Raw genomic sequence first — 21,418 nt, 5'->3', positions numbered from 1 at the left:
CCCTCAAGGGAGAGGGGGTCGTCTGTGCAGACATTATTTTGTGGGGATCCCTCAGCCCACAGGGAGAGGGTGACAACCTATTCCCTGTGGGTGAGGGATGAGGGAAAATTACGTCCGAAACGCCTCTAACCGCGTAATCTGCCGCCCCTCCCCGTCAAAATTCTCCGCCGCCAGCCAAGCGCGCAGTTCCGCGTCTCTTTGCGGCCATTCGCCGTCAATAATAGAAAGCATATCGCTGTCGCGGTTACGCCCCTTGCGCACCAGCTTCTGCCGCAGCCGCCCTTCCCAGACAAACCCCAGACGCTCCGCCGCCCTGCGCGAGGCGATGTTCATCGAATCGCACTTCCACTCCACCCGGCGGTAGCCGTGTTCGAACGCATTTTTCAGCAGCAGCCATACCGTTTCGGTCCCGATGCGGGAGCCTTTCATCTTCCGCGACCAGGTCACGTGACCGATTTCGACCGACCCCAGTAGCCGCTCGTTGGCCATATAGCTCACCAGCCCCACCGCGCGCTCGGTGCGTAAATCAATGACGGCAAACGGCACCAGCTCATCGTCCATCACCTTCGCCATGATCCAATGCGCAGTGGCTTCCACACTCATGGGCTGCGTGCTGGCAAGCCATGTCCAGTCGCTGTCGTCACCCAGCGCGTAGGCCTCGTAAAGATCGGCCGCGTGGCGATCGGCATCCAGCGGCTCCAGACGGCAATACAGGCCGAACAGCGGCGTGCGGGTCAGCACGCGCGCGCCTTTCCAGTCGGGAACAATATCGTTGACGGTTTGACCATGTTGATTGATTTCGGGCACGGCAGTGACTCCCTGAAAGGTAAGGATTTTGTTATAGCAGGTTAAAAAGCGGGCGAAAAGCAGCGTATGTTAATAGCCCGAACGCATGCATTATTCCTGGAGGGCATAAGCAAAGCAGAATTTCGACTTTGCGTATGTCCTTCGCCAGCCTAACGTAGCGGAACATAAAACAAACAATATATTTTCTTCAGGGATCGCTATGACAAAAAAACTGCTGCCTTTACTGGTGCTGGCTACACTCTCCGCTGCGGCTCACGCGGCTACGCCCCCCAATACGCTGGTTGTCGCCCAGGGACTTGATGACATTGTGAGCCTCGACCCGGCCGAAGCCAACGAGCTTTCCAGTATCCAGACCGTGCCCAGCCTGTATCAGCGCCTGGTGCAGCCGGACCGCAACAACCCGGAAAAAATCACCCCGATTCTGGCGGAAAGCTGGCAGGCGGACGCGGCAGCAAAAACCCTGACTATTAAACTCAGGCCCGATGCCAGATTTGCCTCCGGCAACCCGCTGCGTCCGGAAGACGTGATCTTCTCCTATACCCGCGCCGTGACGCTGAACAAATCCCCGGCCTTTATTCTCAACGTGCTGGGCTGGGAGGCGAGCAACATCGCCAGCCAGCTGAAGAAAGTGGATGACCACACCGTGCAGCTGCACTGGACGGCGGACGTCAGCCCTGCCGTGGCGCTCAACATTCTCTCCACGCCGATCGCCTCCATCGTCGATGAGAAGCAGGTCGCGGCGAACGTGAAGGATAACGACTTCGGCAACGCGTGGCTGAAAATGCACTCGGCGGGCAGCGGCGCGTTCAAAATGCGCGTCTACCAGCCGCATCAGGCCATTGTGCTGGAAGCCAACGACTCGGCGCCCGGTGGCGCTCCGAAGCTTAAGAGCATCATCATTAAAAACGTTCCCGATCCGGCTTCCCGCCGCCTGCTGATCCAGCAGGGCGACGCGGACGTGGCGCGCGATCTGGGTGCAGACCAGATCAGCGCGCTCGACGGCAAGCCGGGCGTGAAGGTACTGAGCATCCCGTCTGCGGAGCAGAATTACCTGGTGTTTAACACCGGCAACAGCGCCAACCCGCTGCTGAACAACCCTGCCTTCTGGGAAGCGGCGCGCTGGCTGGTGGACTATGACGGCATTACCAAAAACCTGCTGAAAGGCCAGTATTTTGTCCATCAGAGCTTCCTGCCGGTCGGTCTGCCGGGCGCGCTGGAAGATAATCCGTTTAAATTTGATCCGGCGAAAGCGAAAGCCATCCTCGCCAAAGCGGGTATTAAAGACGCCCACTTCACCCTGGACGTGGAGAACAAGCCGCCGTTTATCACCATCGCGCAGTCGATGCAGGCGAGCTTCGCGCAGGGTGGCGTGAAGGTGGATCTGTTGCCCGCCGCCGGGAGTCAGGTGTACGCCCGCGTGCGTGCGAAACAGCATCAGGCGGCAATTCGTCTGTGGATCCCGGACTACTTTGATGCGCACTCCAACGCCAGCGCTTTCGCGTGGAACGACGGCAAATCCAGCACCGTGGCCGGACTGAACGGCTGGAAAATTCCGGAGCTGAACAAGGCCACGCTGGCGGCGGTGGCCGAGCCGGATCCGGCGAAACGTCTGGATCTGTACAAGAAAATGCAGGAACAGCTGCAGCACAACTCGCCGTACGTGTTCGTCGACCAGGGCAAAACCCAGATCGTCGTGCGCGAAAACGTGAAGGGGTATCAGCAGGGGCTGAACGCGGATATGGTCTGGTACGATCGCGTTACGAAGTAGCCCTTGTTGCCGGGTGGCGCTGCGCTTACCCGGCCTACGTTCTCGGTTTTTGTAGGCCGGGTAAGGCGAAGCCGCCACCCGGCATGAAGAGATTTCCCATGCCACATCTTTCCACCCGCGTGCTTCAGGGTCTTCTGACCCTGCTGCTGACGCTTTTCGGGCTGCTGCTCGTCACCTTTGCGCTTTCGGCGTTTTCCCCGGTCGATCGCGTGCTGCAGATCGTCGGCGATCACGCCAGCCAGTCAACCTACAATCAGGTTCGCCACCAGCTCGGGCTGGATCGGCCCCTGCCCGTGCAGTTCTGGCACTATCTGCAAAACCTCGCCCACGGTGATTTAGGCACGGCCAGCGCCACCGGACAGCCGGTGCTGCAGGATCTGCTGCACGCCTTTCCCGCCACGCTCGAACTGGCAACCCTGGCGCTGATTATCGGTACCGTACTCGGCGTGATTGCCGGGGTGTTGTGCGCCCGCTACGCCGGATCGCCGCTCGATTTAGCCCTTCGCACGCTCACCCTGCTCGGCAACTCGGTGCCGATTTTCTGGCTCGGGCTGCTGATGCTGGCCCTGTTCTACGCGAAGCTGCAGTGGAGTGCGGGTCCCGGCAGGCTGGACGATATCTGGCAGTTCACCGTGGAGCCGAGGACCGGCTTTGCGCTGGTGGATACCTGGCTTTCCGGCGACCGGGAGGCATTTCGTAATGCCGTCAGCCATCTGGTACTGCCGGTGCTGCTGCTGGCCTATTACTCGCTGGCAAGTATCACCCGCCTGACGCGCTCCGCCTGTCTGAGCGAGATGAACAAAGAGTACATTCTGCTCGCCCGCGCCAAAGGGGCCGGGGAGATGACCATCCTGCTGCGACACGTGCTGCCCAACATACGCGGTACGCTGCTGACAATCATCGCACTGGCCTACACCAGCATGCTGGAGGGCGCGGTATTAACCGAAACCGTCTTCTCGTGGCCGGGCATCGGGCGCTACCTCACCACCGCCCTGTTCGCCGGCGATACCACCGCGGTGATGGGCGGTACGCTGCTGACTGGCGTCTGCTTTGTGCTGATCAATAACCTTACCGACCTGCTTGTGCGGGCGACCGATCCCAGGGTGCGCTGATGCCGTTTTATCTTTTCTTACGCCGCCTGCGCCGCTCCCCCGCCGCCTTTTGCGGGCTGGTCGCCATCGCGCTGCTGGTGCTGACAGCCCTGTTCGCGCCGTGGCTTGCGCCGGTGGACCCGAACTGGCAGGACGCCGCCGCGCGCCTGCAGGCACCGAACGCTCAGCACTGGCTGGGCACCGACAGCTACGGGCGCGATCTGCTCTCGCGCCTGATTTACGGCACACGCCCGGCGCTCGGGCTGGTCGCTTTAGTGACCGTTATCACCCTCCCCGCCGGTCTGCTGGTGGGCATATTATCCGGTTACTACGGCGGCTGGCTGGAGCGCATCCTGATGCGCTTTACCGACGTGGTGATGTCGATGCCGCGCCTGATCCTCGCCTTCGCGTTTGTGGCGATGCTCGGCCCGGGGCTGGTCAACGGCGCGCTGGCGCTGGCCTTAACCACCTGGCCGGCCTATGCGCGTCAGGCCCGGAGTGAAATTCAACGCCTGCGCCACAGCGATTACCTGGCCGCCGCCGGGATGATGGGCATTCGCGGCCTGCGCCTGCTGGTCGGCCATATTCTGCCCCTGTGTCTGCCCTCCGCGATTGTGCGCTTAGCGCTGGATCTGGCAGGCATTATTCTGGCCGCCGCCGGGCTGGGCTTCCTCGGCCTCGGCGCACGTCCGCCTATGGCTGAATGGGGAGCGATGATAGCTGACGGCATGCAGGTGATTTTCGACCAGTGGTGGATTGCCGCCATTCCGGGCGCGGCCATTCTGTTTGCCAGCCTGGCCTTTAACCTGCTGGGCGATGGCCTGCGCGACGTACTGGAGCCACAGCATGACTGAACACCGCGTTATCGTCGATGCGCTGAATATCGACTACCCCGCCGCCCGCGTGGTCAACGGCCTGAGCTTTACGTTAGGCAACGAGCGGCTGGCGCTGGTGGGTGAATCCGGCTCGGGGAAATCCATGTCTGCCCGCGCCCTGATGGGGCTGGTACGCCAGCCCGGCATCGTGCGCGCTAAGCAGCTTAACGTGCTGGGCAATGATGTGCTGACCCTGAACAGCCGCCGCTGGCAGGCGCTGCGCGGCAACGGCATTGCGATGGTCCTGCAGGATCCGCGCTATGCGCTTAATCCGGTGAAAAGCGTCGCCGCTCAACTACAAGAGGCACTGACTCTGCATCAGCGCCTGCCCCGTTCAGAACGCCTTGAACGTATACACGATATTATCCGCGCCGTCGGGCTCAATGAGCACGTGCTTCAGCGTTATCCCGGCGAACTCTCCGGCGGCATGGGGCAGCGGGTGATGATTGCGATGGCGCTGATCAACAACCCGCAGGTGCTGATTGCCGACGAACCGACGTCGGCGCTGGACGCCCGCCTGCGTAACCAGATCCTCGAACTGCTGGTGCAGCAGTGCGAAGCGCGCCAGATGGCGATGCTGCTTATCAGTCACGATCTGCCGCTGGTGGCAGAGCACTGCGACCGGGTGCTGGTGATGTATCAGGGCGAAAAGGTCGACGAGATGGCGGCACGCCAGCTCCCGCAGGCAACGCATCCGTACACCCGCACCCTGTGGACCTGCCGCCCGAACGCCAGTACCTATGGACAGATGCTGCCGACGCTTGACCGTTCGCAGCCGTGGAAGGAGGCCGGTGATGTCGCTCGTTGAGGTGAATCAGCTCCATGTGAGCTTCGGGGAGAAAACGGCGGTATCCGCCGCCAGCTTTAGCGTCGAAAAAGGGGAAACCTTCAGCCTGATTGGCGAATCCGGCTGCGGGAAATCAACCCTTCTGCGCGTGCTGGCGGGGCTGCAGCGCGAGTGGCGCGGAAGCCTCTCGCTGCTGGGCGACGCGGTTCGGCCAGGGCAGCGTTTTACCGGCCCGCTGCGCCGCAACGTGCAGATGGTGTTTCAGGATCCGTGGGCCTCGCTGCACCCAAACCACACGATTGCACGCACCCTTTCGGAGCCGTTAACAATCCACGGTGAAACGCAGATTGCGGAAAAGGTAGTGGATGCGCTACAGCAGGTGGGGCTTTCCGCCGATGCGGGTAAACGTTATCCACACCAGCTTTCCGGCGGCCAGCGTCAGCGCGTGGCGATTGCCCGGGCGCTGCTGCTGCGCCCGCAGCTTCTGCTGCTGGATGAACCCACCTCGGCGCTGGATATGTCCGTCCAGGCGGAAATTCTGAACCTGCTCAACCGCTTAAAAGCCAGGCACGAGATGACCTATCTGCTGGTGAGCCACGACGCGGACGTGGTTGCGCATATGTCCGACCGGGCGGCGTTTATGGCGCATGGGGAGATCCAGAAGGTGTTTGACCGGGAGGCGATGTTGCGGGGCGAGCACAGAATGGGGTAAACCGTGCGGCGGCAAGTGCCACACGGATTTCGTAGGCCGGGTAAGGCGTCGCCGCCACCCGGCAACAAATCACTTGAGCAGCTTCACCGTGGCATCGATGTCGATCTCATCTTCGGTGAAGATCAACGTCGTATTCTGGAAGGTGGTGATCGCCAGCTTCTTCACCGTGCGCATTTCGCCCGGCTTTTTGTCGGATTTCGGTTTGATGCTGTTCATCAGCAGCCCGACCGACAGCACCGCATTCTCTTTATCGATTTTGGTATCCACGGGCTCTTCTTCGCTGAACACCACGAAGGATTTGATGGAGGTGAGCTTCACGCGCTCGCCCGCAATATAGAGATGCTTGCTTTCCGGGATTACCTTCACCGCATAGGCGGAAAGCCCTTTGTTGTTGGTGGTCGGCTCGAAGGTGACCGCCGCGTCTTTCTTAATCAGATCAGGGTTGGCGACCTTAATCACATGAAAATAGCGGTTGTCGCCGTTTTCATCTTTGATAAATCCAAAGCCTTTATCTTTAAACCACGTCGTGATTGTTCCGTTCATCGCTGTTACCGCCTGTCAGATCGTAATGACTAAAGTTTTGCAGCGCGCAGTGTAATGCACAATGGCGGAGGAGACAAAAAAAAGCCCCTGCACGGGGGCAGGGGAAAACTCATGTCAGAGCTTATTAGTATTGAGTATTTAGTTGAACACCATCCCACCATCAATCAACAGCGACTGGCCGGTCATGTAGTCGGAATCGGGTCCTGCCAGGTATGAGACGCAGGCAGCGACATCTTCCGGTTCGGACAGGCGGCCAAGCGTGATGCGTTTGGCAAAGGTTTCGGTGCCGTAGCCAAGCGGTTTACCCGCTGCCTCGGAGACCTGACGGTCGATCTCCGCCCACATCGGCGTTTTCACGATGCCCGGGCAGTAAGCGTTAACGGTGATCCCCAGCGGCGCGAGATCCCGTGCGGCGGTCTGGGTTAAGCCGCGCACCGCGAACTTGCTGGAACTGTAGACGGCCAGCTCCGGGTTACCGGTGTGGCCCGCCTGGGAACAAGCGTTGATGATTTTCCCGCCGTGCCCCTCTTTACGAAACGCGTCAATCGCGGCCTGAATGCCCCAGATCACCCCTTTCACGTTAATGTTGTAGACCTTATCGACAATCTCCGGGGTGATGGATTCGATCGGGGTGGACGGCGCGATCCCGGCGTTGTTAACGATCACGTGGAAACCACCCAGCGCGGTGCGGGCTTTCTCCACCGCGGCAAATACCTGCTCGCGGTCAGAGACATCCACCTTCACGGCGACGGCGTTACCGCCGTTGCGGATGATTTCGTCGGCAACGGCTCTTGCCGTCTCAGCGTTATAGTCGGCGATGGCGACGGCAAAGCCATCTTTCACCAGGCGCAGCGCAATCGCTTTACCAATCCCCTGGCCTGAGCCTGTTACGAGAGCAACTTTTTGCATTTCTCTGTCCTTATCGTGAGTCACAAAATCTGGCTGAGATGGAGCTGGCCCATCAGCAGCGGGTTATCGCTGTAGTCGACGGGAATGGCCACCACGGCCGGGCCATTGACATCCATCGCCGCGCGCAGCGTCGGCTCGAGCGCCCCGGCGCTCTCCACGGCAAAGCCCTTCGCGCCGAAGGCATCGGCATAGGCTTTGAAATCGACCGGGCCGAACTCGACGCCGGAAAGACGCTGGTACTTTTTCTCTTCCTGAATGGCGACCATGTTGTAGCCGTTATCCACCCAGATGATGTGCAGCACGTTGGCGTTGAGACGTACCGCAGTTTCCAGCTCCATGCTCGACTGCAGGAAGCCGCCATCACCGGAGACCGAGACCACCTTGCGCCCCGGGTTGACCAGCCACGCACCAATGGCCCACGGCAGCGCGACGCCCATGGTCTGCTGACCGTTGGAGATCATCACCTGACGCGCCCGGAAGCTGTAGAGGTAGCGGGCGATCCAGATGTGGAAGCTGCCCATATCCACGGTGAGCGTGACGTCGTTATTGACGATGTCCTGCATGGCGCGAACGATGCGCAGCGGATGCAAGGCAAACTGGTTGAGGGACGCGCCACGGCGATCGAGCAGATCGCGCTGATGCTGGCGGTCGACCAGGATCTCTGAGGCTCGCTGGCTCAGCTCCAGCTTGTGATCGATGCGGTTCGCGAGCAGATTCAGGGTTTCGGCGATGTCCCCTACCAGCTCCAGATCCGGCACGTAGTTACGCTCTTCATAGGCGGGCAGCACATCAATGTGCACCAGCGTGGCATCACCGCTGTTCCACATCGACGGCTCGTATTCCACCGGGCTGTAGCCGATGCAGATAATCAGGTCCGCCAGATGGAGCAGCCTGTCGCCCGCCTGGTTATTGAACAGACCGACGCGTCCGGCGAAGCGGGTAAAGTGCTCCTGGTTCACCGCCCCGGCGGCCTGATAGGTGCTGGTGACCGGAATACGGCTTTTCTCCAGCAGCTTGCGCAGCGCCGCGCTGTTGGCCGGCTGGCTCGCCATCAGCCCCAGCAGGATGACCGGGTTTCTGGCCTTTTCGATAAGCTTCGCCACGTCGTTAATGGCGGACTCCGGCGCCGGGCCCATCAGCGCCGGGCCGCTGGCAGGTAAAATTGCCCCTGTAGCGGGCTGGTCGACAATATCCTGCGGCAGGCTGACGAACGCGCCCCCCGGCCTGCCGTGCTCGGCGGCGCGAAACGCGTTCGATACCACTTCGGCAATCGCATCCGGTGAACTGACTTCCACGGCGTATTTGGTGACCGGGCTGAACATGGCGACGGTGTCCATGCTCTGGTGCACCAGCTTGGCTTTATCCGCCCGCTTCACCGCCCCGCCCAGCGCCACCACCGGGTCGCCTTCGCTGTTGGCGGTGGCAATGCCGGTGATCAGGTTCGAGCAGCCCGGCCCGGAGGTGACCAGTGCCACCCCGGCTTTACCGGTCAACCGCCCTACTGCCGCCGCCATAAACGCCGCGTTGGCCTCGTGGCGCACGGGGATGATTTCAATGGACGAGTCCAGCAGGGAATCAAAGACTTTGTCGATTTTCGCACCCGGGATCCCGAACACCTGCTTCACGCCCTGCGCTTCCAGCTGGCCGACAACCAAATCGGCGCCGTGCGCCCACTGACGTGACTGTTTCTCACTGTTCACGGTAGTTCTCCTGTTAGTTTTCGACGGAACGGATCGCGGCATCGAGGTCGCTGGGGTGCAGGTTGGCCTGTAAAAACGCGCTGTCGGCGGGCAGGTCAATCATCAGCTTGTGAATTTCACCGAAGGTGAGCACGCCGCTCTCCAGCTGGTAGTCGAGCAGATGGCCTCCGCCCTGGCGGTCGTCGGTGATGAAATGTTCGTGGTAACCCGCCACGTTGATCCCCTGCATATGCTGCGGCGTGCGGAACCCGACCAGCACCCCTTCGCGCTGGTTGAAGCGGAACACCGGCTGGTCGTCCAGCACGTCGGTCATCGCGCGGTACGGCGGCGTCTGGCGCGGTACGGTGCGGGTGTGGGCGTGGCGGAAGTTGCCGTCGATACGCAGGGCGCAGAACAGGTTATCGGAGGGGATCTGTTGGTCGATCACGTCGTGGATCTGCTGACGGCTGACCGGCACCTCGAAGGTTTTGCGATACTGCGGCTGGAACCAGGTCATCACCGCGAACGGCGTTTTCTGCTCTGGCTTCGCGGCCCGGGCGCTGCCGTCGGCGCGCAGCTGATACACCTGGCTGCTGAAGGCAATCATTTCGCCGTCCAGCTCGTTGAAGGTGCCCAGACCAAAATCACCGTGCGCCAGCAGATCGGCGATGGTGGTCTCCCCCTCATACACGCCGCTTAGCAGGGCGCTCATTAGCGATGTCTGATAGATCACGCTGTCAGGATGCCGGGCGGAGAACCCGCGCAGGGTCTCGCACAAGCTGGCCTCACAGTCGCAGGCAGATGAATGCATCATCACGCTCGTCCTCTTCAACTTTATTTAGAAAGGTTAAATAAATGTTGACCCGATTCAGCAGAGAGTTCCAATATAGAATCCATGGTGGTTTGAGACGTTTTTGATATGGAACTTCGTTATCTGCGGTATTTTGTCGCGGTTGCACGCGAGCGACACTTCACCAGGGCGGCCGAAGCGCTGGGTATTTCACAGCCTCCTCTGAGTCAGCAGATCAAACGGCTCGAAGAGGAAGTGGGCACGCCGCTGTTCAGACGCCTGACGCGGGGCGTGGAGCTGACCGAGGCGGGAGAAGCCTTCTACGAGGACGCCTGTAAAATTCTGGCGCTAAGCGACGCCGCGCTGGAGAAAGCCCGCGGCATCGCCCGCGGGCTGAACGGCAATCTGTCGATTGGCATCACCAGCTCCGACGCTTTTCATCCCAAAATTTTTGCCCTGATTCGCCAGTATCAGGTGCAGAACATGGCGGTGCAGGTTCACCAGGTGGAAGCCAATATGTCGTCGCTGACGACGATGCTGGCGGAGGGTGAACTGGATATCGCCTTCGTGCGCCTGCCGTGCGAGAGCAGCAAGGCGTTCGAGTTAAAAATCCTCGACCGGGAGCCGATGGTGGTGGCGCTGCATCGCGACCATCCGCTGGCGACGTGCGGCGATCTGGCGCTAGACCAGTTGCGTGATACGCCGGTGGTGCTGTTCCCGCAGGAGGTCGCGCCCGGCCTGTACGACCGGGTTCACGGCTGCTGCGAGCGGGCCGGGATTGACGTGCAGCACGCGCTGCAGTCCTCACAGCTTTCATCCTCCCTGAGCATGGTTTCCGCGGGTGGCGGCTTCGCGCTGGTACCGAAATCCATGGCGGCCATTTCTCCGCCGAATGTCACCTACCACGCGCTGAGCTCGCCGGAGCTTTATACCGATATCGCACTCTGCTGGCGGCGCTTTGAACGCTCGCGGACGGTGAAGCGGTTTCTGGCGATGATGAGCGAGGGATAGCGGCCAGTTTGGTTGGTGGTTTTTGTAGGCCGGGTAAGGCGTAGGCGCCACCCGGCAATGCCCTTCTGGGAGCACAACAACAGGGTTACAATACGGCTATCGAATGCTAAGGTAGATTCCCTTCTGTCTTTCGAAACCCCTGATGTAATGGAAAAGCCCCTGTCCCGTCCACTGACGCCAGCAACGCTAACCGTAAAGAGCGTAAATAGTAGCTATGAATCCAAGGGAAAATATTGTTAATACATTCAGAGAATTGTCTGCCGAATTACAGCGCGCTGCCGAGTTCTCGCTACAGAATACCAATCAACTGGTCGTGCTATCGATGCGCGCCTTCGCCGCTGAAGCCGGTGTAAAACCCGCTACGTTGTTACGACTGGCGCAGCGATTAGGGTATAACGGCTGGGGGGAACTTAAGGACGCTTTCATTGATGAGCTTGGACTGCGTAATGATACATATGTCTCCAAAGCCGAGAAACTGATCGCCAAAGGCACTCAACCCCAGCTGTATGAAGAGGTGTTTCAGGCACATCAGGCCAATCTGGCGTTTACACAAAATGAAAACCATCAGGCCATGGAGCAAGCGGTATCGCTGCTGGACGCGGCGGAGAATGTCTACATTTGCGGCTTCCGTGCCAGCTTTCCTATTGCCTGGTCGCTGTTTTATGTCTATCGATTGTTCAATCGGCAGGTGTCGCTCATTGATGGTCTGGCGAGCAACATCGAGGTGTTCACCCGCGAATTAACAGCACAGGATTGCCTGTTACTCACCAGTTTTGCGCCCTATTCGCGTGAGTCGCTGGATGTTTTACGCGCGGCCCAGCAGGCGGGCGCGACCATCGTCGCCATCACGGATTCCCCCGTCTCACCATTAGCACAGGCTGCCGATTGCACGCTGCTGTTCTCCACAGACAGCCCGTCGTTTTTCCCTTCCGTGGTTTCGGGCATGGGGCTGGCCGAGTGTTTACTGGCGATGCTGGTGGCTCGTCATGGTCGGGATGCGGTGAGTAAAATCGAAAATGCTGAACGCTATCTCATCGACTCGGGTGCGTATGTCGTGCCCCGGAAACCCTGAAAAATGATTCATTTGCCTCCAGCATAAGAAAAGAGAATGCATTTGAATCCAAATAACGTTGACGTGATACAAATGAATCCTGCAAGATGCGCTTTATTAACACAGCGTATTCAGGAGCAGGACCAGCATGAGTCATATTATTCACCGCAGCCTACGCAGCACGCCCGCCGTCGCGGCGCGTGCGCAAGGGGCGTACATTTTTGATGCACAGGGAAAGCAGTATCTGGATGCCTGCGGTGGCGCCGCCGTTTCCTGTTTAGGTCATGCGCATCCTGATGTGCTGGCGGCAATGCATCGCCAGATCGATCAACTGGCCTATGCCCACACCAGTTTTTTTACCAGTGACACCGTTGAACAACTTGCTGAACAGCTGACGCGCACGGCGCCTGGCGATCTTAACTACGCCTATTTCGTTTCGGGCGGTTCGGAAGCGGTCGAAACCGCACTCAAGCTGGCGCGTCAGTATTTTGTTGAGCTCGGCCAGCCGTCGCGCACCAAATTTATCGCCCGTAAACAGAGCTATCATGGCAATACCCTTGGGGCACTCGCGGTGGGAGGCAATGAATGGCGTCGCCGTCAGTTTGCTCCCCTGTTAATCGACGTTATCCGTGTTTCGGCCTGCAATGAGTATCGCGACCGCCGCGCTGACGAAACCCAGCAGCAATATACCACGCGTTTGCTGAACGAACTGGAGCACGCCATTCTTGAGGCCGGTCCGGAGACCATTATTGGTTTCTGCGCAGAAACCGTGGTGGGGGCCACCACCGGCGCCACTCCGCCTACTCCCGGCTATCTTAAAGGGGTACGCAACCTGTGCGATAAATACGGCATTCTCTACATCGCGGATGAAGTCATGTGTGGCATGGGACGCACCGGTACGCTGCATGCGTTTGAACAGGATGATGTGGTGCCGGATTTGGTGACCATCGCGAAGGGACTGGGGGGCGGCTATCAGCCGATTGGTGCAGTATTAGCAAGCGAGAAGATTGTCTCAGCGCTGCAAACCGGCAGCGGTCTGTTCCAGCACGGACACACCTACATTTGTCACGCGACTGCCGCTTCCGCAGCCCTGGCGGTGCAGCAGGTGATTGAGCGCGATAATTTGCTCCAGGCAGTCAGGCAACAGGGTGATTACCTGCACAACGCATTGCGTGAAGTGCTGGGGGAATTACCCCACGTCGGTGATACGCGTGGACGTGGCTTGTTTGCGGGTGTTGAGCTGGTCCGTGATAAAGGCAATAAAACTCCCTTCGATCCTGCCCTGAAACTGCATGCGGCGATCAAAGCAAACTGTATGTCACGCGGGCTGATGGTCTATCCGATGGGGGGAACCATTGACGGGCAGTATGGCGACCATATTTTGATCGCCCCACCGTTTATTATCACCCCAGCCCAGCTTGATTTTGTGGTGGACACGCTGAACACCGTGATTCGCGAAGAGACGAGTAAATTATGATCAATCGTTTACCGCCCCTGGCGGAGCATGAGTGGGACGATCGGCAGCGTTCCTTAGCCGAAGAGATCATCAATGGGCCACGCGGTGCCCTGCTGCCTCCCTTCGAGCCGCTGCTGCGCAGTCCTGAGCTGATGGCGCATGCACAACGCATGGGGGAATATCTGCGTTATCGCAGTGCCCTGGGACAGCGTTTGTCGGAGCTGGCGATTTTAATGACCGCACGGCACTGGTCGCAGCCTGTGGAATGGGCAATTCATGCGCCAATAGCTCGCGAGAAAGGCATCTCTGCGGCAGCGGTGCAGGCGATTAATGAAAAACGTCTTCCTGAAGATCTGCAACCGGATGAATGGGTAATTTATCACTTCTGCAAGGAGTTACAGGATGAGCAGAAGGTCAGCGATGCCACCTGGCAGCAGGCTGTCGCGCTGTGGGGCGAAAAAGGCGTGGTGGATCTGATCGGAATCACGGGTTATTACAGTTTTCTCTCAATGGTAATGAACGGCGCGCAGACGCCGGTACCCGACACGCGGGATGAGATTATTCCCGCATAAGCTATCGTTTTAACGTTGGCGCATGAAAGTGCGCCCTGCCTGTCACTATTTTTATTTCCCACTCCGTCGATTTTATTTCGCCGGATGATATTCATGCACGCTGTTTCACTGACGCCGAGGGTTATTATGTCTGGATTACTGACCAAATTAAAATTTACGTTAGCGCTGGTCGCTTGTTCCGCCAGTTTTGTGGCAGGCGCGCAGGATAAATTAACGGTTGGAGTTGATACCGCTTTCGTACCCTTTGAATTTAAACAAGGCGATAAATATGTCGGTTTTGATATAGATTTGTGGGATGCCATTGCCAAAAAGATGAATGTCAGCTACGAATTGCGCCCAATGGATTTCGGCGGACTGATTCCCGGTTTGCAATCACGTAATCTCGATGTTGCGATGGCGGGGATTACTATAACCGACGCGCGTAAACAGGTCGTTGATTTCAGCGAGGGTTATTATGATGCTGATTTATTAATGGCGGTTAAAAGCAGCGATAATACCATTGCTAAATTCAGCGATTTAGCGGGTAAGAAAGTGGGACTGAAGCAGGGAACAGCGGCGGCCAGTTTTATGAAAAGCAAATATAAGGCGAATTATGTCGAGTTCCCGAATATCGATAACGCCTATCTTGATTTGCAGGCAGGTAATCTTGATGCCGTGGTACATGACTCACCCAACGTGCTCTATTACGTCAAAACGGCAGGTGATGGCAAAGTGAAATCTACCGGCGAGACCGACAGCATTCTGCCGCAGCACTACGGCTTTGCGATGCAGAAAAACAGCACCCTGACGCCAAAGATCAACGCTGCACTGGAGGCCTTACGCGCGGACGGAACCTACAGCAAGATCTACGTGAAGTGGTTTGCGAAACAGCCAAAATAATCCCGCCAGGTCGGAGCGATCCGACCTCGTTGCATCTTAACGGGTAGAATGATGAATTTCGACAGTAAATATATTTGGGAGTCCCTGCCGCTGTTGTTGCAAGGACTACAGCTGACGCTGATTATTTCTTTATCAGGTTTATTGGGTGGTTTTGTTATTGGCCTGCTGGCAGGAACCTGCCGTGCGCTTGGAGGAAAGATATCAAAAACCGTCTCGTTAGTCTTTGTCGAGTTAATCCGCGGCACGCCGATTATGGTGCAAGTGATGTTTATTTACTTCGCACTTCCCATGGTGTTACCAGTTCATATTGATCCGGTAACGGCAGCCATTACGACAATTGTGATTAACTCGGGTGCTTATATTGCAGAAATCACCCGCGGGGCGATTCTCTCAATTAATAAAGGATTCAGAGAGGCCAGCCTGGCGATGGGATTATCACAACGCAGCACGCTATGGCATGTCATTATGCCGCTGGCATTACGCCGTATGATCCCTGCGTTAGGTAATCAGTGGATTATTAGTATAAAAGACACCTCGCTGTTTATTGTGATTGGTGTGGCGGAATTGACGCGTCAGGGGCAGGAAATTATTGCCGGTAATTTCCGCGCACTGGAAGTCTGGACCGCAGTGGCAATGATTTACCTGCTGGTAACGCTGTGTCTGAGTTTCCTCCTGAAGCAACTGGAGAAAAGGATCCATATTTTATGAGCATGGTTGAATTTAGCGCAGTGTCGAAGAACTTCGGTTCCACTCAGGTGCTGCACGACATCAATTTAAAAATTGAAGCCGGTGAAGTGGTGGTGATCATTGGTCCTTCCGGTTCGGGTAAATCGACGCTGCTACGCTGCATTAATAAGCTGGAGGAGATTTCCTCCGGCACGCTGCTGGTAGCGGGAATGCATATTACCGATCCTCACGCTAATGAGTGCGATATCCGCCGCGAAGCCGGGATGGTGTTTCAGCAGTTCCATCTCTTCCCCCATCTGACGGCGCTGGAGAATGTGATGTTTGGTCCGGTTCGCGTGCGCAAACAGAGCAAAGCTGCCGCGCGTGAACAGGCACTGGCGCTACTGGACCGTGTGGGCTTACGCGAACGCGCTCATCACTACCCATCAGAGCTCTCGGGCGGTCAGCAGCAGCGCGTGGCCATTGCCAGAGCTCTGGCAGTGAAACCGAAAATGATGCTGTTCGATGAGCCGACCTCAGCGCTGGATCCCGAATTACGGCATGAGGTCCTGAAAGTGATGCGCTCGCTGGCCGAAGAAGGCATGACCATGGTGATTGTGACCCATGAAATCGGCTTCGCCCGCGATGTGGCATCACGGCTCATCTTTATTGATGGCGGCACCATTGCCGAAGATGGTCCACCTGATATGCTGCTGAACAGCAGCGCTAATCCTCGCCTGAAAGAATTTTTGCAGCATGTATCCTGAACAGAAGTGAATGATAACACCATGAAAAAATTAGAAATTAGTGGTTCCGCTTTTGCGGTGGGTCAGGAACTTGGCGCATTCGGCCGCGAGGCCTGGCATGCAAAACTGACGCAAACGGCGTTGTGGCAAACCGTTACCGCCATGAAAGACGCAGAACAGACCCGGCGAATGCGCTCTCGCGTCCAGTCTCAGTTTCCCTTGATTTGGCAGGAGCTGGAGGGACTCGCCAGGGGGCTGGAGGCACCGCTTGATGAGGTGTTTGCCTGGAACTGTCGCGGCGATTTGGTGCGCTCTACCTCTGACGGTTGTACCACCGTAGCGGGAAGCACTGCGGAGGGGGAGCTGATTATTGCGCATAACGAAGACGGTTTCCCTCAGCTTCGCAGTGACTGCGCCATCGTCAGTATCACCCCTGATGACGGCCTGGCGTTCACCAGTTTTGCCTATCCGGGATCGATTTGCGGACATACCTTTGCCGTAAACGAAAAAGGTGTGGTGAATACGGTGAATAATATTCGCGCTGTACACCGTCCGGACGGAATGCCGCGCCAGATACTCGCCCGCGCCGCGCTGAATGCCGCCACCCTGGATGAAGCCATCACCATACTGACCTCAGAGCCACGCGCCGGAGCCTTTCATCACACGCTGGGGCAACGGGGAGACCGTCGTCTGTTTAGCGTAGAAGCCACGGGAACAGGCTGTTCCATCATGCCGTTGCGGGAGGTTTTCGCCCATGCTAATCACCTTATCCACCCTCAGCTTGCTGCGGTTAAGCAGGTGATCACGGACAGTTCCCGTTCACGGCAAACACGGCTAAACGCCTGGCTTGAGACGCAATCTCAGCTTGATGGTGCGGCGGCACTGGATATTCTTTCTGACCAGCACGACTCCGCGCTCCCGATTTATCGTCTCTCGCCACACGATCCGGATGAAGAGAACACGCTAGCCACGGCCATTTTTACCCTGAGTACCTCGGCAATAAAATGGCAGATCTTCACTCACGATCGGCAAAAACCCGTTTTACAGTCTTGTTCTGTCGGCCATAAATGTGGATGACCCAATCTGCAGTTTTCGTAGGCCGGGTAAGGCGTAACCGCCACCCGGCAATGGCCTTCTGGAAGCCGCCTCGCAAACCTGCAAGCAACCTTATGTAATTCAGGGGCATCCCTTTTCATCCCTTCATCACGGCCGTAAAGTGCCTGCGTTGCGGCATATTCGTAACCGGGCGTAGGAACCCGTTAGCATAACATGTCATTTTTTTGCCCGAAGAGGATGCTAAATGGCGACTATCCCTGCATTTTCTTACGCGTTCTCTGAAGAAAGCGCTGTTTATCACCTTATTAACCTTCAGCTCCCCGATTCTGCGGATCTTTTCGAGCTGGCTGATACCTGCGCTGCCTATGTCAGCGTGCTGGTGGAAACTGACGATGCAGTAACGTTTGCCACACTCTGCAGACGATTGCTGGCCGTGCTCAAACGGCTGCGGGAGTGCTGTGACGCCGAGCTTCCGCCGTATCTGGTTGAACAGCTGATTGCGGGAGAAAAGCTGACCTCCTGCGTACCGGACTGCTGGCAGGAGACGGCGTTGCAGGTGGATTATGCTGTCGCGTTGACGCTGGCGGTGATGGGCGGTGCACTGCCTGCGAGCGTGGCGAGAGAGCTCACCGGGCTATTGCATGATATGGTCTGGCTGTTGGCGGAATTCGTGAAGGAGCCGTATCTCACGGCACACTGAGGCCGGCGAAGAGAGGCCGGAATGCTACCGAAGCAAGGTACGGTTTCGGCCAGATCCCCCTCTCTTTTCCTGGTAATTGTCTGCGGCAAGCCATCTGTTACTCTGGCTGAGTTCAAAGGATGACAAGGAAGAGAGATGCTAAACCCAGGATTCGTTACCCACAAAGCGCTTTCTCACTGGCGTGATGCTCCCGTTTTCCTGCCCCAGTTTCAGTTTCATGAGAAACATCGAACGGTTATACATACTGCTCATCCAGAAACTATTCTGCCGTTGATTGCAAACTTTGACGTCCGGCAAGACCCAGTGATTCGGCGGCTAATGTCATTACGCCAAATACCGCAGAAATTACTGCGCAACACGCAGTCTAACGCGATCGGCAACTTTGGTTTGCACAGCTTTACCCTGTTGAAAAGTTCACCCTCTGAGCTGTGCTATGGCTTAAGAGGGCAATTCTGGCGTACGGATTTCGGTCTGGAAAACGTGCCGGACGCGAATACTTTTCAGACGCCCGCTGCGCCGGGCAGCGCGAAACTGCTGCTGCGCTATCAGGTAACGGAACTGGCGCCAGGCCAACATGAGCTCTCTACGGAAACCTTCGTCTATTGTCCGGACAGAAGCACCAGGCTAAGAATGACAGCTTACTGGCTGGTAATACGGGCGGGCAGCGGCTGGATCCGTAAGAGGACGCTGGAGGCTGTTAAAGGGAATATTGAAAGTCAGGAGTAAGGTTCGCCTGTGAAATGTTCCGCGTGGGACCCTCGCGGGAATATTTTCCCGCACGTAAATGGATTGAAAAATGGAGATTTTAATGAATAAGCGCACTATTGCCTGTTTGCTTTTACTCAGTGCATTTACCGTAAATGCTGCTGATGGCGGTAAGGGTGGTGATGGAGGAAATGGCTCCGATGGCGGAAACGGTTCTGATGGCACCGTCTCATCTGATGGCCGGGCGGGTTGTCCGGGCGGAACAAATCCGGATCGATCAGGAAATTTTTATCTTCCCGAAACAAAACAGCAATGCAACCCGGGGAAGCAGGATGCAATGAAAAACGCCAGGCAATAAGATAATGCGTGGCAATACGCTGACTCATCCTGATTCAATTTCCTCACCAGCCCCTGCTCCCGGAAAAAAATTTAGCAAGGAAACAGACAGGCATCCGCCAAACTGAACGAAGACACAGACAAATAAGCGTTTGTTGAAAGCTTCTCACGAAAAATCAATTTGAACTCTTCGGGTTGCATGAGGTTGAAAAGCGCTATCGGCCCAGTGTGATTTTAAAAATAAAATTGGCCTTATCTGGGATCGGTATATTCATCCTTTGTTTATGCGCCTGTTCACGATGTCATTCACATAATGTTCAATCGAAATATTGTGCTCCCGATTAATCTGAGAAATGAATGCGCTGAGATGCTCTTGCGATGCATGCAGGACAGTGGCAATAAGGTTATCAAAATCGTTCTGCGTAAATCTGTTATGTCCCTTCAACGTCGAGTGCTGAAGCAGAGTGTGTGCGGTCACTTCCAGGACGGCCCGCCGGTAATAATCGGACAGCAGGACGTCAAGATCGGTCTGACGAATATCAAACTCAAAATGAAAGCTGACAAATCCCGATTCGACAGGTATTGAATAAATCAGTTTGTCACCTAATTGCTCAACGTACGGTTCATATCCTTCTCCCATTACTCGCGTCGTCTGCATGTAACCCCTCTCCTTTCATGTAACGGATTAATTCCACTTGAATAAATATACAGCATTACTCTTTTAAATCTTGCTTAATATACCTGTAAGAGTCACAGGGAACATCACCTCGCTAAAAATAACATTTTCGCCGTGCTGGTTTACCTTGAATGAAAATAATCACCCATAAAAATAATTATAAAACGCATTGAAATTTTCATTACCGATAAGTGGTACAATCCTTTCCCGCAACTCATCAATGAAATTATCTTTTACTTCGTCATTATCATCTGCTATATCAAAGATATCGTAGTGACCATAAACCAAATCAATTAGCTCAGCTAGAGAAAATATGAACCCAGAGAGACTACTGGCTATCTGAAACGGTTCAATAACATCATAACTAGCATAAACAGAAGAATTCCCTTCATCGATAACCGCAATTATAGGTTTACCTCCACCTAAATCATCACCAATAACAAGATAATTATCTGGTAAGTATTCATAACCACTTTGAGCCTTCGTGAGTTCACTGACAGAGTGAATTTTAATTGGTGTGAAACCTGTTTCAATCTTTAAGTTTTCAGGATTATAATTTTTATATAAGAAATCGATATCTGTTGAACGAGGTAAGTTGGACGGGAATGTATTATCCAGGTCACTGACGGTGCTGAAACTCCCTGACAATGAGTATTTTTTGCAAATAGCGGCTAGCTGCTTCAAAGCCTCTTTAATCCCTCTCATCAGCCCTCCCAAAAGTATCTATGATTACACTCCACGTAGTGAGTAAAAAATATACTTTACGAAACATGCTTCCGTTCATAATAATATCGTTTAATAAAAAAGGCGAATTTTTTCTTTTCGCCAGCCATATTTCACTTATGTTGCGTACAAAGCAATAACAAGATAGTTGGCTCCTCACCAAATAAAATACTCCTATTATTTATCTCTTGAATTGACAAAAGAAAATCATGCTTCAATTCCTCATCCAAATTATTGATATTACTTATCTTAAGTAATAAAAACTCGTCTTGCTTTAGGTTTAAAGATGTCATCCCCTCTTCTGGGAATCGCAAACTAGTCAGACAATCTATGAACGCATGGAAATTATTACCATAGAAATCAGGGAAGCCAAACAACTGCTTAACCCTATTATGAAATTCTGAAACATCATTTATTTCTTTAAAATCAATAGATAAAGTAATTACTTTCATTACTTCCATCCTCCTGGACTGATCTCTATGAAAGTGTTGTAATGGTCGTGACTATAAAATGCTTGACCTGTTTTTGTATCCACAACTATACGCCTAGCTCCTCGATTTCCTACACCAGGTGTTTTCACTGTCCACTCTCTATAAGGACCGCTTCCTGTGTTAAGGCGCTGACTATCTGGTGAAATTTTGAAATTATTTTCAAAAGGTATCCCATCACGAGGAAAAGCTGGTCTATTCAATTTAATATTATCGATTGTTTTTTGTACTTCCCTCATTTCTGAGGCGGTCAATTTATGCCCCCATTTTTCGTTTACAACAGCATGGAATTCTATAGGATTCTTTGCTGAATGAGAACATTTAAGACCCAGCGGATCAATCCACCCCAACGGGTTCGGCGCATACTGATAAAGGTTCCACCCACCATTCAA

At 55.5% G+C, this 21,418-nt stretch carries 25 protein-coding genes; 16 read left to right on the top strand and 9 right to left on the bottom strand.

What is annotated here, in order from left to right:
• Positions 1 to 108: 108 nt before the first annotated feature.
• Entirely contained in the window at positions 109 to 807 is a 699-nt protein-coding gene (locus C5687_RS21210) for a GNAT family N-acetyltransferase (RefSeq protein ID WP_059386205.1), read from the bottom strand.
• Between the two features lie 199 nt (positions 808 to 1,006).
• On the opposite strand from C5687_RS21210, the gene C5687_RS21205 reads away from it, so the two are divergent.
• The 5 genes from C5687_RS21205 to C5687_RS21185 all read left to right on the top strand — a co-directional run bounded on the left by C5687_RS21205 (position 1,007) and on the right by C5687_RS21185 (position 6,040).
• A complete protein-coding gene (locus C5687_RS21205) occupies positions 1,007 to 2,575 on the top strand; it encodes an ABC transporter substrate-binding protein (RefSeq protein WP_104557809.1) in 1,569 nt (522 codons plus the stop codon).
• 98 nt (positions 2,576 to 2,673) lie between these two features.
• Positions 2,674 to 3,687 carry an ABC transporter permease gene (locus C5687_RS21200; protein ID WP_104557807.1) on the top strand — a complete coding sequence of 338 codons (1,014 nt, stop codon included), beginning with the start codon at positions 2,674 to 2,676 and terminating at the stop codon, positions 3,685 to 3,687.
• Complete coding sequence (locus C5687_RS21195) at positions 3,687 to 4,520, top strand: ABC transporter permease (protein ID WP_104557805.1); 834 nt, start codon at positions 3,687 to 3,689, stop codon at positions 4,518 to 4,520. Before C5687_RS21200 ends, C5687_RS21195 begins: the two co-directional genes overlap by 1 nt.
• The gene (locus tag C5687_RS21190) at positions 4,513 to 5,349 is read left to right on the top strand and encodes an ABC transporter ATP-binding protein (RefSeq protein ID WP_104557803.1); all 837 of its coding nucleotides are present in this window, start codon (positions 4,513 to 4,515) and stop codon (positions 5,347 to 5,349) included. The genes C5687_RS21195 and C5687_RS21190 overlap by 8 nt, the downstream gene beginning before the upstream one ends.
• Positions 5,336 to 6,040 (top strand): ABC transporter ATP-binding protein, encoded by a 705-nt coding sequence (locus C5687_RS21185; protein ID WP_104557801.1) that lies wholly within the window; start codon positions 5,336 to 5,338, stop codon positions 6,038 to 6,040. Before C5687_RS21190 ends, C5687_RS21185 begins: the two co-directional genes overlap by 14 nt.
• Positions 6,041 to 6,109: 69 nt before the next feature.
• On the opposite strand, the gene C5687_RS21180 is transcribed toward C5687_RS21185, so the two are convergent.
• The 4 genes from C5687_RS21180 to budA all read right to left on the bottom strand — a co-directional run bounded on the left by C5687_RS21180 (position 6,110) and on the right by budA (position 9,985).
• Entirely contained in the window at positions 6,110 to 6,583 is a 474-nt protein-coding gene (locus C5687_RS21180) for a cold-shock protein (protein ID WP_008499407.1), read from the bottom strand.
• A 138-nt stretch (positions 6,584 to 6,721) separates the two neighbouring features.
• A complete protein-coding gene (locus C5687_RS21175) occupies positions 6,722 to 7,492 on the bottom strand; it encodes a (S)-acetoin forming diacetyl reductase (protein ID WP_023618768.1) in 771 nt (256 codons plus the stop codon).
• 20 nt (positions 7,493 to 7,512) lie between these two features.
• Positions 7,513 to 9,234 (bottom strand): acetolactate synthase AlsS, encoded by a 1,722-nt coding sequence (gene alsS / locus C5687_RS21170; RefSeq protein ID WP_373467670.1) that lies wholly within the window; start codon positions 9,232 to 9,234, stop codon positions 7,513 to 7,515.
• Positions 9,206 to 9,985: an acetolactate decarboxylase gene (budA, locus tag C5687_RS21165; RefSeq protein ID WP_095452364.1), complete on the bottom strand. Its 780-nt coding sequence runs from the start codon at positions 9,983 to 9,985 to the stop codon at positions 9,206 to 9,208. Before budA ends, alsS begins: the two co-directional genes overlap by 29 nt.
• 105 nt (positions 9,986 to 10,090) lie before the next feature.
• Here budA and C5687_RS21160 point away from each other — a divergent pair, with 105 nt between their 5' ends.
• The 11 genes from C5687_RS21160 (at position 10,091) to C5687_RS21110 (ending at position 19,161) form a co-directional block, all read left to right on the top strand.
• Positions 10,091 to 10,972 carry a LysR family transcriptional regulator gene (locus C5687_RS21160; protein ID WP_095452345.1) on the top strand — a complete coding sequence of 294 codons (882 nt, stop codon included), beginning with the start codon at positions 10,091 to 10,093 and terminating at the stop codon, positions 10,970 to 10,972.
• A gap of 214 nt (positions 10,973 to 11,186) precedes the next feature.
• Positions 11,187 to 12,044 carry a MurR/RpiR family transcriptional regulator gene (locus C5687_RS21155; protein ID WP_025759689.1) on the top strand — a complete coding sequence of 286 codons (858 nt, stop codon included), beginning with the start codon at positions 11,187 to 11,189 and terminating at the stop codon, positions 12,042 to 12,044.
• A gap of 127 nt (positions 12,045 to 12,171) precedes the next feature.
• Positions 12,172 to 13,500 (top strand): aspartate aminotransferase family protein, encoded by a 1,329-nt coding sequence (locus C5687_RS21150; protein WP_059386198.1) that lies wholly within the window; start codon positions 12,172 to 12,174, stop codon positions 13,498 to 13,500.
• Positions 13,497 to 14,051, top strand: a complete 555-nt coding sequence (locus tag C5687_RS21145; protein WP_202911307.1) for a carboxymuconolactone decarboxylase family protein — start codon at positions 13,497 to 13,499, stop codon at positions 14,049 to 14,051. The genes C5687_RS21150 and C5687_RS21145 overlap by 4 nt, the downstream gene beginning before the upstream one ends.
• A gap of 126 nt (positions 14,052 to 14,177) precedes the next feature.
• Positions 14,178 to 14,930, top strand: coding sequence for a glutamine ABC transporter substrate-binding protein GlnH (gene glnH / locus C5687_RS21140; protein WP_104557797.1), 753 nt, complete (start codon positions 14,178 to 14,180; stop codon positions 14,928 to 14,930).
• A gap of 51 nt (positions 14,931 to 14,981) precedes the next feature.
• Entirely contained in the window at positions 14,982 to 15,638 is a 657-nt protein-coding gene (gene glnP / locus C5687_RS21135; RefSeq protein WP_025759694.1) for a glutamine ABC transporter permease GlnP, read from the top strand.
• A 2-nt stretch (positions 15,639 to 15,640) separates the two neighbouring features.
• The gene (gene glnQ / locus C5687_RS21130; protein ID WP_025759696.1) at positions 15,641 to 16,363 is read left to right on the top strand and encodes a glutamine ABC transporter ATP-binding protein GlnQ; all 723 of its coding nucleotides are present in this window, start codon (positions 15,641 to 15,643) and stop codon (positions 16,361 to 16,363) included.
• A 21-nt stretch (positions 16,364 to 16,384) separates the two neighbouring features.
• On the top strand, positions 16,385 to 17,419 hold the full coding sequence (locus C5687_RS21125; RefSeq protein WP_104557795.1) for a C45 family autoproteolytic acyltransferase/hydrolase: 1,035 nt from the start codon (positions 16,385 to 16,387) through the stop codon (positions 17,417 to 17,419).
• A gap of 223 nt (positions 17,420 to 17,642) precedes the next feature.
• The gene (locus C5687_RS21120; RefSeq protein ID WP_104557793.1) at positions 17,643 to 18,098 is read left to right on the top strand and encodes a hypothetical protein; all 456 of its coding nucleotides are present in this window, start codon (positions 17,643 to 17,645) and stop codon (positions 18,096 to 18,098) included.
• Between the two features lie 135 nt (positions 18,099 to 18,233).
• Positions 18,234 to 18,824, top strand: coding sequence for a hypothetical protein (locus C5687_RS21115; RefSeq protein ID WP_104557791.1), 591 nt, complete (start codon positions 18,234 to 18,236; stop codon positions 18,822 to 18,824).
• Positions 18,825 to 18,906: 82 nt separating this feature from the next.
• Positions 18,907 to 19,161, top strand: a complete 255-nt coding sequence (locus C5687_RS21110; RefSeq protein WP_104557811.1) for a hypothetical protein — start codon at positions 18,907 to 18,909, stop codon at positions 19,159 to 19,161.
• A 249-nt stretch (positions 19,162 to 19,410) separates the two neighbouring features.
• On the opposite strand, the gene C5687_RS21100 is transcribed toward C5687_RS21110, so the two are convergent.
• The 4 genes from C5687_RS21100 to C5687_RS21085 all read right to left on the bottom strand — a co-directional run.
• Positions 19,411 to 19,797 (bottom strand): hypothetical protein, encoded by a 387-nt coding sequence (locus C5687_RS21100; protein ID WP_104557789.1) that lies wholly within the window; start codon positions 19,795 to 19,797, stop codon positions 19,411 to 19,413.
• A 159-nt stretch (positions 19,798 to 19,956) separates the two neighbouring features.
• On the bottom strand, positions 19,957 to 20,520 hold the full coding sequence (locus C5687_RS21095) for a hypothetical protein (RefSeq protein ID WP_104557787.1): 564 nt from the start codon (positions 20,518 to 20,520) through the stop codon (positions 19,957 to 19,959).
• A 131-nt stretch (positions 20,521 to 20,651) separates the two neighbouring features.
• Positions 20,652 to 20,990, bottom strand: a complete 339-nt coding sequence (locus C5687_RS21090) for a barstar family protein (RefSeq protein WP_104557785.1) — start codon at positions 20,988 to 20,990, stop codon at positions 20,652 to 20,654.
• The coding region (locus tag C5687_RS21085) for a ribonuclease domain-containing protein (protein ID WP_274378559.1) at positions 20,990 to 21,418 on the bottom strand (429 nt) is incomplete at its 5' end. The genes C5687_RS21090 and C5687_RS21085, both read right to left, overlap by 1 nt.

This window comes from Enterobacter sichuanensis (assembly GCF_002939185.1).
GTDB lineage: Bacteria > Pseudomonadota > Gammaproteobacteria > Enterobacterales > Enterobacteriaceae > Enterobacter > Enterobacter sichuanensis.
This window is presented reverse-complemented; position numbering and strand designations above follow the sequence as displayed.

Excerpts from the sequence above, each read along its gene's own strand:
- C5687_RS21205 (WP_104557809.1), top strand. The coding sequence starts at position 1,007 with ATGACAAAAAAACTGCTGCCTTTACTGGTGCTGGCTACACTCTCCGCT.
- C5687_RS21200 (WP_104557807.1), top strand. The coding sequence starts at position 2,674 with ATGCCACATCTTTCCACCCGCGTGCTTCAGGGTCTTCTGACCCTGCTG.
- C5687_RS21195 (WP_104557805.1), top strand. The coding sequence starts at position 3,687 with ATGCCGTTTTATCTTTTCTTACGCCGCCTGCGCCGCTCCCCCGCCGCC.
- C5687_RS21190 (WP_104557803.1), top strand. The coding sequence starts at position 4,513 with ATGACTGAACACCGCGTTATCGTCGATGCGCTGAATATCGACTACCCC.
- C5687_RS21185 (WP_104557801.1), top strand. The coding sequence starts at position 5,336 with ATGTCGCTCGTTGAGGTGAATCAGCTCCATGTGAGCTTCGGGGAGAAA.
- C5687_RS21180 (WP_008499407.1), bottom strand. The coding sequence starts at position 6,583 with ATGAACGGAACAATCACGACGTGGTTTAAAGATAAAGGCTTTGGATTT.
- C5687_RS21175 (WP_023618768.1), bottom strand. The coding sequence starts at position 7,492 with ATGCAAAAAGTTGCTCTCGTAACAGGCTCAGGCCAGGGGATTGGTAAA.
- alsS (WP_373467670.1), bottom strand. The coding sequence starts at position 9,234 with ATGCCGCGATCCGTTCCGTCGAAAACTAACAGGAGAACTACCGTGAAC.
- budA (WP_095452364.1), bottom strand. The coding sequence starts at position 9,985 with ATGATGCATTCATCTGCCTGCGACTGTGAGGCCAGCTTGTGCGAGACC.
- C5687_RS21160 (WP_095452345.1), top strand. The coding sequence starts at position 10,091 with ATGGAACTTCGTTATCTGCGGTATTTTGTCGCGGTTGCACGCGAGCGA.
- C5687_RS21155 (WP_025759689.1), top strand. The coding sequence starts at position 11,187 with ATGAATCCAAGGGAAAATATTGTTAATACATTCAGAGAATTGTCTGCC.
- C5687_RS21150 (WP_059386198.1), top strand. The coding sequence starts at position 12,172 with ATGAGTCATATTATTCACCGCAGCCTACGCAGCACGCCCGCCGTCGCG.
- C5687_RS21145 (WP_202911307.1), top strand. The coding sequence starts at position 13,497 with ATGATCAATCGTTTACCGCCCCTGGCGGAGCATGAGTGGGACGATCGG.
- glnH (WP_104557797.1), top strand. The coding sequence starts at position 14,178 with ATGTCTGGATTACTGACCAAATTAAAATTTACGTTAGCGCTGGTCGCT.
- glnP (WP_025759694.1), top strand. The coding sequence starts at position 14,982 with ATGAATTTCGACAGTAAATATATTTGGGAGTCCCTGCCGCTGTTGTTG.
- glnQ (WP_025759696.1), top strand. The coding sequence starts at position 15,641 with ATGGTTGAATTTAGCGCAGTGTCGAAGAACTTCGGTTCCACTCAGGTG.
- C5687_RS21125 (WP_104557795.1), top strand. The coding sequence starts at position 16,385 with ATGAAAAAATTAGAAATTAGTGGTTCCGCTTTTGCGGTGGGTCAGGAA.
- C5687_RS21120 (WP_104557793.1), top strand. The coding sequence starts at position 17,643 with ATGGCGACTATCCCTGCATTTTCTTACGCGTTCTCTGAAGAAAGCGCT.
- C5687_RS21115 (WP_104557791.1), top strand. The coding sequence starts at position 18,234 with ATGCTAAACCCAGGATTCGTTACCCACAAAGCGCTTTCTCACTGGCGT.
- C5687_RS21110 (WP_104557811.1), top strand. The coding sequence starts at position 18,907 with ATGAATAAGCGCACTATTGCCTGTTTGCTTTTACTCAGTGCATTTACC.
- C5687_RS21100 (WP_104557789.1), bottom strand. The coding sequence starts at position 19,797 with ATGCAGACGACGCGAGTAATGGGAGAAGGATATGAACCGTACGTTGAG.
- C5687_RS21095 (WP_104557787.1), bottom strand. The coding sequence starts at position 20,520 with ATGAGAGGGATTAAAGAGGCTTTGAAGCAGCTAGCCGCTATTTGCAAA.
- C5687_RS21090 (WP_104557785.1), bottom strand. The coding sequence starts at position 20,990 with ATGAAAGTAATTACTTTATCTATTGATTTTAAAGAAATAAATGATGTT.